Annotated in this window: 11 protein-coding genes; all 11 read right to left on the reverse strand. The window is 59.9% G+C overall.

Features of this window, described 5'->3' with window-relative positions:
* Positions 1–88: 88 nt before the first annotated feature.
* Complete coding sequence (locus ZBT109_RS08740; protein WP_027706032.1) at positions 89–1,813, reverse strand: cell division protein ZipA C-terminal FtsZ-binding domain-containing protein; 1,725 nt, start codon at positions 1,811–1,813, stop codon at positions 89–91.
* A gap of 232 nt (positions 1,814–2,045) precedes the next feature.
* Entirely contained in the window at positions 2,046–5,534 is a 3,489-nt protein-coding gene (gene smc, locus ZBT109_RS08745) for a chromosome segregation protein SMC (RefSeq protein WP_027706033.1), read from the reverse strand.
* An 11-nt stretch (positions 5,535–5,545) separates the two neighbouring features.
* A complete protein-coding gene (ccmI, locus tag ZBT109_RS08750; protein ID WP_027706034.1) occupies positions 5,546–6,448 on the reverse strand; it encodes a c-type cytochrome biogenesis protein CcmI in 903 nt (300 codons plus the stop codon).
* Positions 6,445–6,936: a cytochrome c-type biogenesis protein gene (locus ZBT109_RS08755; RefSeq protein WP_027706035.1), complete on the reverse strand. Its 492-nt coding sequence runs from the start codon at positions 6,934–6,936 to the stop codon at positions 6,445–6,447. Before ZBT109_RS08755 ends, ccmI begins: the two co-directional genes overlap by 4 nt.
* Positions 6,926–7,465 carry a DsbE family thiol:disulfide interchange protein gene (locus ZBT109_RS08760; protein ID WP_027706036.1) on the reverse strand — a complete coding sequence of 180 codons (540 nt, stop codon included), beginning with the start codon at positions 7,463–7,465 and terminating at the stop codon, positions 6,926–6,928. The genes ZBT109_RS08755 and ZBT109_RS08760 overlap by 11 nt, the downstream gene beginning before the upstream one ends.
* Positions 7,462–9,456: a heme lyase CcmF/NrfE family subunit gene (locus ZBT109_RS08765; RefSeq protein WP_027706037.1), complete on the reverse strand. Its 1,995-nt coding sequence runs from the start codon at positions 9,454–9,456 to the stop codon at positions 7,462–7,464. Before ZBT109_RS08765 ends, ZBT109_RS08760 begins: the two co-directional genes overlap by 4 nt.
* An 86-nt stretch (positions 9,457–9,542) precedes the next feature.
* A complete protein-coding gene (gene ccmE / locus ZBT109_RS08770) occupies positions 9,543–9,989 on the reverse strand; it encodes a cytochrome c maturation protein CcmE (RefSeq protein ID WP_027706038.1) in 447 nt (148 codons plus the stop codon).
* Complete coding sequence (gene ccmD, locus ZBT109_RS08775; RefSeq protein WP_232012831.1) at positions 9,986–10,207, reverse strand: heme exporter protein CcmD; 222 nt, start codon at positions 10,205–10,207, stop codon at positions 9,986–9,988. Before ccmD ends, ccmE begins: the two co-directional genes overlap by 4 nt.
* Positions 10,204–10,962 (reverse strand): heme ABC transporter permease CcmC, encoded by a 759-nt coding sequence (ccmC, locus tag ZBT109_RS08780; protein ID WP_027706040.1) that lies wholly within the window; start codon positions 10,960–10,962, stop codon positions 10,204–10,206. Before ccmC ends, ccmD begins: the two co-directional genes overlap by 4 nt.
* Before the next feature lie 97 nt (positions 10,963–11,059).
* Positions 11,060–11,770, reverse strand: a complete 711-nt coding sequence (ccmB, locus tag ZBT109_RS08785) for a heme exporter protein CcmB (protein WP_027706041.1) — start codon at positions 11,768–11,770, stop codon at positions 11,060–11,062.
* Positions 11,757–12,407: a cytochrome c biogenesis heme-transporting ATPase CcmA gene (gene ccmA / locus ZBT109_RS08790; RefSeq protein WP_232012832.1), complete on the reverse strand. Its 651-nt coding sequence runs from the start codon at positions 12,405–12,407 to the stop codon at positions 11,757–11,759. Before ccmA ends, ccmB begins: the two co-directional genes overlap by 14 nt.
* Between the last annotated feature and the right edge of the window lie 297 nt (positions 12,408–12,704).

A 12,704-nucleotide genomic window follows, 5' to 3' on the forward strand; every position in this document is an offset into this window, starting at 1 on the left:
ACACACTGTGCACAGGCCCGGTCACTACAGAAAAATGCGCTTGTCAGGAACGTTTATGATACCACTGCTGGCCTCGGCTAGCAGTGCCTCAGTGAGAGGCGTGATACAGTTTGGCGCGGCGTTCAAACTCCTGTACGCGCTGGCGCGAGAACTCGACCGTCTGGGCAGTGATCACGCTCTGGTTTTCATCGCGCAGTTCACCGTCAAGGTAGCGCGCAATGGCGCGTGCGGTTTCATACATCGCTTCGAATGCCGTGCTCAGCTCATCAGCCCCAGGCATCGGCATCAGCAGCCATACTCCTTTCGTACTGAACTCGTCCATCTCATCGAGCGGAAATTCGCCCGGCTTCAGAGTATCAATGACCGAGAACTGCAACGGGCTGTTGTCGTCATCGGTTTCGAAACGGTGGAAGACGCGCGTCGTGGGGCAGTAGCGCAGCCCGCAGGCCAGCATCAGCTTCAACAGCGCCATGCCATCGAAGGTTTCACCATCACGTGCCATCACCGCAATTGCGATGACTTCGGAGGCCGACGCCAACGTTTCACGTGCTTGCGTACCATTAACGAGGTGACGGCGGGCACGTTCGATATCCGGGTGGCGAGCACTCACAGCATCGCGGTCGTCCCACTCAGGCTCATCGTCCTGATCCTCGTAAACGTCTTCGGCATACTGCCGAGGCTCGTCAGCGTCCCGATAATCGTCGTCGTCGTCGCCGTACGCATCATCGATCCGTTCTTCAACGTAAGCGTCTCGCGACGGTTCGCGGCGACGTGACGACGGTGCGAACAACGGGTCGTCATCGTCCAGCGGCGCAAGCGGATCCTCTCGATGAGCATGAGTGCGCGCCGCCTGCTGTGCCCGAGCACGGTCGTCCTCTTCACGTTGCTGAGCCTGCAAGGCCTGTGCTTCTTCACGAGCCTGCTGCTGAGCCGCTTCCTTCTCAGCCCGGCGCTTCTCTTTTTCTTCGGCACGACGCGCGCGCGCTTCCAGACGGCGAACGCGCGCTTCTTCGCGTGCCTGCGCCTTACGTTCACGGCGTTCGGCCAGTACTTCCTTCATATGCGCCAGGCTATCAAGCGGACGACGCCACAGGATTTCCGACAGCCCTTCGTAGCGCGGATCATCAACCGCCTCTTCTTCTGGAACGTCAAAAGGCTCGGGGGCCAGTTCGTCTTCCTGCGCCTCATCGTCGTGCTGCAAAGCCTCGTCGTCTTCATCATCATGAACGACGGCTTCCTGCGGTACCACATCGGCGACATCACCGGCATCCGGCGCGTCAATCGCACGGTCGACACGCTCCTGATGGTGAGTGGGCTCCGGCATATCGGTTGCCGCAGGTTCACTCTGAGTGGGCGTGGAGGCCTCCATAAGCGCAGCATCGGTCATAGCATCAGCCTCTGCTGCCGCGGCGGAACGAGCACCATCAGCGGGCGTTTCGGCGGCGGCGGTTGTTGTCGTTGTCATTACAGCAGGAGTGGCGCGCGCCGCATCGACCACTGAAGCGGTCTGCACGGTAGCGGAAGGGGCCTCACTTTCAGGAATGCGCGTCTTCAACCCTTTGCGTTCAAAGGCTGAGGCTTGGCGAACAGGGGGCGGCTGTACGGTCGCTTCCTTGACCACACGAGCGCCACCGTTGGGCAATTCCCATTCGGTCTGTCGCGCAATGTCGTCATCGCTCTTCTCGTGCTGGGCAGCGCGCCCGGCATCAAGGCGCGAGGACTGACGCTGGCGCTGTAGACGACGCACGCCATCAATGACGATGATCGCCATCAGTATCAGTCCCAGAATAATCAGCCACTCTCTCAGTTCCATCGTGTCCAGCCTGTCTCGAGCCTTGCCACCGCACTGTACGTCCTGTCTTCGGTTACCCGAATGCGGCGGTCTCCTTGATTATCATGTATCGAACAGCCGTTTCACACGGCTTGCCCGGAGAATTATCATCCGTAACAGCACGAAGCGACTGTTTGTCAACATAGAATTATGGTCAACCGTTGTGGCAATGCCAAGTCATGTCTACACAGGTTCCACAGCATTGCCACCTTCCTTATGCCTCCGCCAGCGCCGCTGCCGCCTCGATATCGACCGCCACCAGCCGCGAGACGCCGGGTTCCTGCATGGTGACCCCCATCAGACGATCGGCGGCCTCCATCGCTATCTTGTTGTGCGTAATGTAAATGAACTGAACGGTTGCGGACATATCACGCACCAGCCGTGCATAACGCCCCACGTTAGCATCGTCGAGCGGCGCGTCCACCTCGTCCAGCATACAGAACGGAGCAGGATTCAATTGAAAGATAGCAAACACCAGCGAAAGCGCCGTCATCGTCTTCTCACCGCCTGACAGCAAATGGATGGTGCTGTTCTTCTTACCGGGGGGACGCGCCATGATCGCAACCCCCGTTTCCAGCAAATCATCTCCCGTCAGCGTCAGCCATGCCGCACCGCCACCGAACACGCGCGGGAACAACTCACCCAGACGCCGGTTGACCTCTTCAAAGGTGGCACGGAAACGCGTGCGGGTTTCATGATCGATCTTGCGGATCGCTTTTTCGAGCGTATCCAGCGCATCCGTCAGCTCGCTGTGCTGTGCTTCCAAATAGTTACGGCGTTCGGCTTGCTGCTCGTATTCTTCTATAGCGGCCAAGTTGATCGCACCTAAACGTTTGATTCGCGCTGATGTTTCTTCCAACGCATTCTGCCAGGCCGATTCACTCGCATCCTCGGGCAGCTGCTGCATCAACGCGGTCAGTTCAAGACCCAGTTCAACCAACTGTTCTTCCTGCGCATCCGCTTTGAGTGCATGCTCTTGCACCTGCAACCGTAACGTTTCGATCTGCGTGCGCAGTTGCTCCTGATCCTTCTCGAACTGCTGGCGCTTCTGTTCGCTATCGCGCATCTGCTCCGCCAGCTGGCGAGTACGATCGCGTACCGCCGTCAACGCGGCTTCTTCGCGCGTTCTCTGATCAAGGTAGTCGTCCAGCTGCGCTTTCAGCATTTCCTGAGGCTCAATGAGCGTCTCACGCTCTTCCTGCAACGCAGCATATCGCTCGTCAAGACGCTGACGTTGATCGGCACCGCGTGCTTGGGTACGCTGCATGCCTTCCAGTTCCGTCGTCAACCGCTGCGCTTCCAGCGCCAGCTGGGACTGACGTTCGCGCGCAGGGGCCAGTCGCGTCTGCAAATGCTGCCACGCTTCATTGGCCTGCTGACGTTCGCTGGCTTGCTGTTCGCGTGCGGCTGCCGATGTTTCAGCCACGTCGATGGCCATCTGCCACCGCTCACGGCATTCTTCCAGCGCCAGTGCATTTTCCTCACGGCGTTCGGCCAAGGTCATCAGCTCTGCCGCCAATTCTTCGCGACGCCCTTTGAGGTGCTGAACGCGTGATGACAACCCCGCCCAAGCCGCCTCATGCTGGCGAGACTGCTCGGTATGGCGTGCGGCTTCTTCGTGCAGCTGCTCAAGCCGATCATCACCGCTCTGCTGGCGCGCAGCGATATCCGAAAGCTGTGCGGTCATGGCTTCCAGTTGCGCGTCAAGCTGCGCCAGCTCTGCATCAATATCATCCAGTCGGCGACGCTGGGCCATCACGCTATCATCACGAGCCTGCTCGCCCAACCGACGCGCCCAACCGTGGCCGATCCACAGCCCACTGCGCGTGATTAGGCTCTCGCCACCCGTCAGCGTTGCCGCCCGTGACCAAGCATCGGCGTCTTCATCGACAGCACGAATGCCATTGAGCCACGCTGTCAACCCACCCGCGCCCTGCACGAGAGCCGCCAGCGACCCCTCCACGGGTGTAGCGACGCGATCATCAATCACACCCAGCTCGCCTTTTTCCAGCGCAAGCTGATTCAGCGCCTCAATGGACGCCATGCGGGCATCTAGCCACGGTGCCAATACCCATGACACGGCGGCCTCCCAACCTGGTTCGACGCTCAGACGTTCTGCCAACAGCGGTGCGTGATCAAGCCCGGCAGCTGTCAGTGCATGCTGGCGCTGCTGATCATCGTGGTCGAGCGCCGCGGCCAACAGTGCCTGCAAGGAAGATCGTTCGCCAAGCAGCGTATTCTGGCGAGTCAGCAGCGTCTCACGTTCTTTCTGCACCCGCTGCTGCGTGTCATTCAGTTGCTGGCGCTGCTCGCGCAGACGCTGGCGTTCTTCTTCCTGCTGCTGAAGCTGCTCGGCGTCCTGCTCACGAATCAGGGCCAGTTCGGCTAACTCTTCATCCAGCAGCGCCATATCGGGCACTTCGGCAAGCTGTTGCTGACGCTGTTGATGCTGGCGGTCGATATCCGCGCGCTGTTCTTCAAGGCGGCGTACCTCGCCCTGCGCCCGCTCTGCACCACGGGTCTGCTCACCGCTCTGCTGTTGAATTCGTTCCCAGGCTGCCTGTGCTTGCTGCTGGCGCTCACCCAGTTCGGCCTGTTCCAGCTCCAGCTGCGCCATCGTCTCTGCCGCTTCTTCGCGGTCGAGCGCCAGCGCTTCCAGACGCTCTTCGATTTCCTGCTGGCGCAGCTGGTCAGTGCTGGCCAGCTGATCGAACTCTGCCTTTTCCTGCTGAACGCGCGCCAATTCGACGGCCAGCTGGCGCTCTCGGGTGCGGGCGTATTCGAGCTGCTGCTCAAGGCGTGCCACTGTCGCAGTAGTGTCGGAAAAGCGCCGCTGGTGTTCATCAAGCGACTCGGCCAGCCCATCGTGGCTGAAGCGGTGCTCTTCCAGCAGGCGTTCGCACTCACGAATACCATGAATGTTCTTTTCGCGGGCGATTTCCAGCGCGCGCACCTGCGACTCGGCTTCCTGCTGGCGGGCGCGCCATGCATTGCGCCGCAGCAACGCCAGTTCACCCTTGAGGCGGTGTTCCTGTTCCTTGAGATCGCGATAGCGCCGCGCCGCATCGGCCTGACGTTTTAAGCGTTCCAGCTGTCGATCCAGCTCTTCACGCAGGTCATCGAGACGTTCGAGGTTGTCGCGCGTACGCCGCATACGCTGTTCAGTTTCCTTGCGGCGTTCCTTGTAGCGCGAAATACCCGCCGCCTCTTCAAGCGTGGCGCGCAATTCATCGGGGCGAGCCTCTACCAGCCGCGAGATCATGCCCTGTCCGATGATGGCATAAGAACGCGGCCCAAGGCCGGTGCCCATGAAGAGATCCGCGATATCGCGACGGCGGCACTTTTCACCATTGAAAAAATACGTCGACTGACCGTCGCGAGTGACGATGCGCTTGACCGACAGCTCGGCATACTGGGCATACATGCCACCCAGCGAGCCATCGCTATTATCGAAGGTCAGTTCGATAGAGGCCTGCCCGACGGGCTTGCGTCCCGTTGAACCGTTGAAGATGACGTCGGCCATCGATTCGCCGCGCAGCATCTTCGCTGAAGACTCACCCATCACCCAGCGCACGGCATCGATGACGTTGGACTTGCCACAGCCGTTGGGCCCGACAATACAGGTCATGTTGCCTTCAAAGGGGACGGTGACCGGATCAACGAATGATTTGAATCCTGCCAGCCTGATCGAGGTTAATCGCATCCTGACTTCCGTTACTGTGCGTGTCGTGCAGGTAGCGTAGAAGGAGGTCCCAGCGCCTGTAGCTGCTGACGGGCCTGCGCCATGTTCTCACGCAGCCGTGCGCCCAGCCCTTCGGCATCCGCACCGCCGTCGAGTGCCAGCTGCCAGTGTTCGAGTGCGCCCCGATAGTCATGGCGCGTATAGGCGGCCACGCCCAGCATGCCCTGGATGGCGGGGTGCTCCGGCTCGACGGCCAGCACTTGGCGGCACAGTACGGCCACCTCGGGTGTCACCACCCCACCCGCTGCCATGAACCGCATCTGGGCCAGTTGAGCCAGCCCTTGCGTCGACTCTCCTTCGATACGCATCTGCTGTCTGAGGGCAAATATGGCTTCGTCATAGTGCCCAATGTTCGTATAGAGCGGCCACAGCACCGCCCAGACATGGGGGTTGTGTGGCTGCAGGCGCGCCAAAGGCTCAAGACTATCGACATAGTCCTGTACCGTGGCACGCGGGCGCTCGGCGACGCTCTGCCAGACTTCGTGCAGGCGGAGGTCGTCATGTGCACCAAAGTGCAAGTATCCCACGATAACCGCCAGAACGGCTACCACCATGGCCCCGCAGGCACCGCATTTTCCTGCGTTGACACTGCCACTTGCGACATCTTCACCGGATTGGATCGCTTTCAGCAGACGACGTTCGACAGTCATGCACGCCGTCGCGTACTGATCATCGTTCAGTTCACCGGCGCGATGCGCGCGCTCGATGTCGGCACGTTCATCGCGATAGGCCATGACATTGGCCACTTCACGCGAAGGGTGACAGTGATCGATCATCAGGCTGCGTCGCATCGCGGGCGCACTGTGCGCGGCATACACGACCGTCACTGCCAACGCTCCCAGCAGCACCAAACACCCTATCATCAGCAAAATCATGCGCGGTGCTCCTTACGCTCATCGTCAGGATGGCGCGCCAGAACACGCTGCAGCAGCGCTTGCTCATCAGGATCAAGCGGCTCAGCCTGTACCGGATAGCGTCGTGAGCGCACGGTCAGGATGATTCCTCCTGCCGCCAGCGCCCCCAGCACCGCCGGGCCGGCCCACAACAAAAGCGTTCGCGACGACAGCCGCGGCTGGTACAGCACATACTCACCGAACCGCGCGACCAGCTCATCCTGTATCCGTTCATCGCTATAGCCCTTCGACAACCAAGCCGCCACATGACGCCGCATATCGACGGCCACTGGCGCGCTAGAACTGCTTATCGCTTGGTTCTCGCACTTGGGGCAGCGCAACGAATCCACCAGTTGCGCATAGCGCGATTGCAATGCTGGATCATGAAATTCGACAGTTTGGGCTGCTCCGACATTCAGCGCCCAGCCACACAACACCCCCACTCCCCAGCGATAGACCTTACGTTTCATGCGCCAGCTCCTGCAGTAGGGGCCGGATCTGCCCATCGATCAAAGGTTCTGTGAGCGCGCCGGCATGGTGATAGCGAATCACGCCGTGGGCATCGACGATAAAGGTTTCCGGCGCCCCATAGACCCCCAAATCGAAGCTCAGACTGCCGTCGGCATCCATGATATTGGCGGCATAGGGATTGCCGTGCCGTTCGAGAAAGCCCCGAGCATCGTCGCGCTCGTCGCGATAGGCGATGCCAACGATACGCACACCCTCCCGCTGCAACTGCAACAGCTCCGGCACTTCATCCTCACAGCTCGGGCACCAGCTGCCCCATACGTTCACCAGCGTGATTTGACCATCGAACAGTTCAGGGCCTTCCTTGTCCGTCTGTCGGTCCAGAGATGGCAGCGAAAAAGCCGGGAACGACGTGGCCAAGCGTGCCGAAGGGCGATCCTGCTGACGGGTCAATAGCCCTACGCCCAACACGATCACCAGTGCGATGAAGATAATCAGCGGAAGCCACACCCACCGTTGACTCGTTTTCATCCTTGAACCTCCTGTGTACCTTCTTGCTTGTCAGGGCACTCTCTCATGCAGCGCTTGTAGAAGCGGTAGCGTCGATCCATCGTCGCCAACAAAGCTCCCGCTGCAACCAGCAATCCGCCCAACCAGATCCAGCGCACGCGCGGCTTGATCTGGATGCGCATCGCCCAGCTGCTACCCTTATCGAGCGACTCCCCCATTGCGACATACAGGTCACGTTTCAGATGACCATCCAGCGCCGTCTCGGTCATCACCTGTCCGCTGGCCGGGAAATAGCGTTTTTCCGGGTACAGATGGGTCACTAACTGTCCATCGCGCGATACCCGCAAAGTGGCCACATCAGCGTCATAGTTGGGCCCGGCTTGACGGCGCACACCGGTCAGCATGAAATCGTAATCGCCCACCTCAATCGGGACGCCATGCGGCATCCGGACATCGCGCTCGACGCTAGCATTCGACACGATGGCAATACCCAGCACGATGAACGACAGCCCGATATGCCCCAGCATCATGCCGTAGTAGCAGCGCGACAGGCGTCGAAGGCCTTTCAGCCCCCCCGCATTGGCCACTGACACGATCGCGTCACGCGCCAGCGGCAGTGCCACCCACACCGCCAGTATGGCGGCCAGCGTGACCCACGGATCGAAGCGCGTCATCTCATGCCAAGCCAGCAATGGCCCAAGCACCAGCACCACGGCAAGCAGCCACTGCGACCGACACCACAGCAGCGCGGCGGGCATGCTTTTCCAACGCAGTAGGGGCGCAATGCCCATCAGCACACACAGCACGGCTCCCAGCGGCAGGAAGATTAGATTGAAATAGGGAGGCCCCACCGAAATACGCCCCAACCCAAGCGCGTCCAACGCCAATGGGTACAGCGTGCCCAGTAGCACAGTCAGCATCATCACCAGCATCACGACCGTGTTGAGCAGCAGAAACAGATCACGCGACAGCCAGCTAAACGTGACATAGCTGGAAAGCCGCGGCGCTCGCCAGCCGTACAGTCCCAGCGAACCACCGATCGTGATCAACAGCAGGACGAGAATAACGCCACCCCGCGAAGGGTCATTGCTGAAAGCATGCACCGAGGTCAGTACCCCAGAACGCACCAAAAAGGTGCCCAGCAGCGACAGCGAAAAGGTGAAGATAGCCAACAGCAGCGTCCAACGCTTAAAAGCCTCACGCTTCTCGGTGGCCGCCAGTGAATGCACCAGCGCACACCCTGTCAACCACGGCATCAGCGACGCGTTCTCGACCGGATCCCAGAACCACCAACCTCCCCAGCCCAGCTCGTAATAGGCCCACCAACTGCCCAGCACGATGCCCACGGTCAGGCACGCCCAAGCCACGTTGGTCCACGGCCGCACCCAGCGGGTCCATGCCACATCCTGACGACCACTCCACAGCGCCGCAATGGCAAAAGAAAACGCCACGGAAAACCCGACGTACCCCAGATAGAGCATCGGAGGATGAATGATCAGGCCGATGTCTTGCAGCATGGGATTGAGGTCAATCCCTTCGGCGGGCACCGGCAACAGCACACGTTCAAAAGGGTTAGATGTTGCAACGATGAAGATCAGAAAAGCGGCACTGATCAGCCCCATTACGGCCAGCACACGCGCTTTTAGTACACTGGGCAGCGAACGGGCCAGCGCGCATACCGCCAACGCCCACAGCGATAGCAAGGCCACCCACAGCAACATCGAGCCTTCATGCCCGCCCCACACCGCGCATAGACGATAATAGAGCGGCAGCGCTCGGTTAGAATGCTCGGCCACAAAAGCCACGCTGAACTCATTAACGGCAAAGCAGTAAGTCAGAATGCCGTACGCTACCAGCACGCAAAACGTCTGCAGGCAGGTCAGCGGCCCAGCCATGGCAATCCACAGTGGGCGACGCCAGGTCAGCCCCGCCCACGGCATGACAGCCTGCAGCACAGCACTGACCATCGCCGCTAGCAGTGCCAACAGCCCCAGTTCGGGTATCCATTCCATTCATTCATCCTTGTTGAACAGCGTAGTGCCCCATGCGACGAAGACAGGCACCGTCTAGAACAGGCACGTTCAACCACAACATCGGGCTAGCGATTATGCGGTCGTGCCACAGTGCCTTGCGTGACGATGGTGCTGATTTCAGGCGGGGTATATTTTTCGTCATGTTTGGCCAGTACCTGCGAGGCCTGCAGATGTCCCTTGTCCAGCAGTTGGCCCGTCACGACAACGCCCTGCCCTTCACGAAACAGATCCGGGAGCATCCCGTCATAGCGCACGTCGATCTCCGCCTTGAAGTCCGTGATCACGAAGCTGACCTGCAACGAGTCGGCCGCGCGTTGCACGCTACCGACTTTCACCACCCCACCAGCACGCAGCGCGTGACCGCTCGGGGCTTCACCCGCCACGATCTGCTCTGGGGTATAAAAGAGGTTCATGTTAGCCCGTAGTGCATACACCAACAGCCCGACGGCCACGGCAGCCAGTGCAACGATGCCCACCACTACGATCAATCGCTGTCGTTGCCGAGGCCTCATGGCGATTCTCCTTCCGGCATCGATGCATTCCCTCGTCGCGCCATCGCATCATTGCGCCGCTGCTGCCGCGACAGCATCGCCATCACATGTCGTCGCTCAATCCGAGCATGCAGCACCAACCCCAGCAGCACAGCGGCAGTAACACCCCACGCAGGCCACACGTACAGCCCATAGCCCTTCATAGTGAGAAACTCGTGAATGCTGGAAAACCACATCATGCTGCGTCCTCCTTGGACATCGGCGCCTGCGCCAGCTGCTTGACCCACGCCATCCCCGCCTCACGCCGCAGAATCTCGCTGCGCGTACGCATCATGATCAGCGTTACCATGAACAGATAGCTCCCCACGATCATGACCAGTAGCGGCAACCACATTGAGGCAGGCATGGCGGGCTTATGGGCAATGGAAAACGATGACGCCTGATGCAGCGTGTTCCACCACACCACGGAATATTTGATGATTGGCAGATTAACCAACCCCACCAACGCGATAATGCCCGCAGCGCGCGCACCTGCCAGCATCTGCTGGAACGCACCGCGCAGCGCAATCACACCCAGATACAGGAACAGCAGTACCAGCATTGACGTGAGCCGAGCATCCCATGTCCACCACGTTCCCCAGGTAGGGATACCCCATACGGCTCCTGTGAACAGTGCCAGAAACGCCATAGCGGCCCCAAACGGTGCCATCACCGAGGCCAGCATGTCTGCCAGTTTGATACGCCAGATCAGGAAGACAGCGCTGCACAGCGCCATCAGTAGGTACACGCTTTCAGACAGGATGGCCGTCGGCACATGCACATACATGATGCGCATGCTGTCATGCTGCTGATAGTCAGGTGGCGCGATAACCAGCCCCCATATCGACCCCACAGCCAGCGTCAGCAGGGTAAGTGCAGCCAGCCACGGCAGCCAGCGACCGCTGCGCTGATAGAACCATTTGGGAGAAGCCCATTGATGCAGGTAGTGCCACATGACGGATAGCCTTGTCGTTCACGCCAGCGGGCAGGATGAAAGCAAAGCGCTGGCGTCGGAGCATTGAAAGGTAAGGTTGTTGTTATCGTTCGATTATTTACTGCGTGCTGATATTCAAGCGTAGCGCATATGCCACGACCCAGGGCGCCATCAATAGCGCGGTTGCCATCAGTCCACCCAGCAAGGCCATGACCGGCCACCACGGCAACCCCAGCGCCACCATACGCACTAAGCCCGCACCAAAAATCAGCACTGGCACATACAGCGGCAGCATTAGCAGTGACAGCAGGACACCACCTCGCGGCAACGATACGGTCAGCGCCGCACCGATAGCCCCAATCCACGCCAGCACGAAGCTCCCAGGCACCAGCGAACAGGCCAGCACCGCCACTTCCTGCCAAGAGAGTCCCAGCATAACGCCCAATAATGGCGAGATCAGCGCTAGCAGGCAGCCGTTCAGGCACCAGTGCAGCATCACCTTGACGGTGACAGATAGCACCAGTGGCTGCGGTGACAGCACCCACTGCTCAATCACACCATCGAGGTAGTCATCGCGAAACAGCCGATCCAGCGATAGCAGCACCGCCAGCAGGGCCGCCACCCAGATGATACCGGGGGCAAAGACGCGCAGTGCTGCCAGATCGCCGCTCAACCCGAGCGGGAAAAGCGCGATCACCACAATGAAGAATGCCAGCGGCTGCAGCCATTCGCTGCGCTGGCGACAGCACAGCCGCCATTCACGCTGCAAGGCATAGCAGGCTGACTGCCAAAGCGACATCAGCGGTTGAGCGGCATCAGGTGACGACACGGTGCCCTCCCTGTCCGTCCAGACACACGCAAAGATCGGGTTTAAGCTCGACGAGCGGTTGATGAGAGGTCAGCACGACGGCACCGCCCCGCTCACAGTGCGCACGAATCCACGTTTCAAGCTGGAGCACGCCGCTCTGATCGACCGCCGTGAACGGCTCGTCCAACAGCCACAACGGAACCTCGCGCAGGTGGAGCCGCGCCAACGCCACGCGGCGCTGCTGTCCCGCCGACAGCTGCCCTACCGGCAGATCAGCGAAGGCTACCAGGCCAACAGCATCCAATGCTCGCCAGCAACGCTCATCAAGATCAGAGGTGGGATAGCCCGATAGTCCCCAGAACGCCTGCAGATTCTCGATCGGCGTCAGCGCCATCTTCACGCCCGTACGATGACCGAGATAAACAAGCGCAGCGGCATAGGCATGACGCGCTTTCTCAATCGGTGTGCCTTGCCAACATACCCCACCATCATAATCGGAAATAAGACCGCACAGTACGCGCAGCAATGTCGTCTTGCCACTGCCGTTGGGCCCTTCGATGCGGCATAGCTGCCCCGTCCCGACGGTCAACGTCAGATCTTTGAACAGTGCCCGCTCATCGCGCATCACACCAAGCGCACAGGCAGAGAGATGAACCACGGACCGACTCCTTCGATACCCTGGACCTAGAGAGGCTTGCATCCTTGCAAGCCGTCATAATGTAGACACTATGGTACACAGACAGCGCACGAGCTAAAATTACCAAAAGGTAACTGTGTAACTGCATCCATACTGCTTCCCATAATGACAACACTGCCACAGGAAGCAAATCAACTGTACGTTCATCGGCTTGCGCCTCTTCCCAGCAACCGGAAGGTCAATCCATGTTACTATAAACCTTCTCAACGGCAGCTATATTGACAGGCTGTCATGCACTTTCTGGCGTGAAGGACATGC

The sequence above is a fragment of the Zymobacter palmae genome (genome assembly GCF_003610015.1).
GTDB classification, from domain to species: domain Bacteria; phylum Pseudomonadota; class Gammaproteobacteria; order Pseudomonadales; family Halomonadaceae; genus Zymobacter; species Zymobacter palmae.

Coding starts and splice junctions, on each gene's coding strand:
- ccmD (WP_232012831.1), bottom strand. CDS start 10,207: ATGATGTGGTTTTCCAGCATTCACGAGTTTCTCACTATGAAGGGCTAT.
- ZBT109_RS08740 (WP_027706032.1), bottom strand. CDS start 1,813: ATGGAACTGAGAGAGTGGCTGATTATTCTGGGACTGATACTGATGGCG.
- ccmE (WP_027706038.1), bottom strand. CDS start 9,989: ATGAGGCCTCGGCAACGACAGCGATTGATCGTAGTGGTGGGCATCGTT.
- ccmI (WP_027706034.1), bottom strand. CDS start 6,448: ATGATTTTGCTGATGATAGGGTGTTTGGTGCTGCTGGGAGCGTTGGCA.
- ZBT109_RS08755 (WP_027706035.1), bottom strand. CDS start 6,936: ATGAAACGTAAGGTCTATCGCTGGGGAGTGGGGGTGTTGTGTGGCTGG.
- smc (WP_027706033.1), bottom strand. CDS start 5,534: ATGCGATTAACCTCGATCAGGCTGGCAGGATTCAAATCATTCGTTGAT.
- ZBT109_RS08765 (WP_027706037.1), bottom strand. CDS start 9,456: ATGGAATGGATACCCGAACTGGGGCTGTTGGCACTGCTAGCGGCGATG.
- ccmC (WP_027706040.1), bottom strand. CDS start 10,962: ATGTGGCACTACCTGCATCAATGGGCTTCTCCCAAATGGTTCTATCAG.
- ZBT109_RS08760 (WP_027706036.1), bottom strand. CDS start 7,465: ATGAAAACGAGTCAACGGTGGGTGTGGCTTCCGCTGATTATCTTCATC.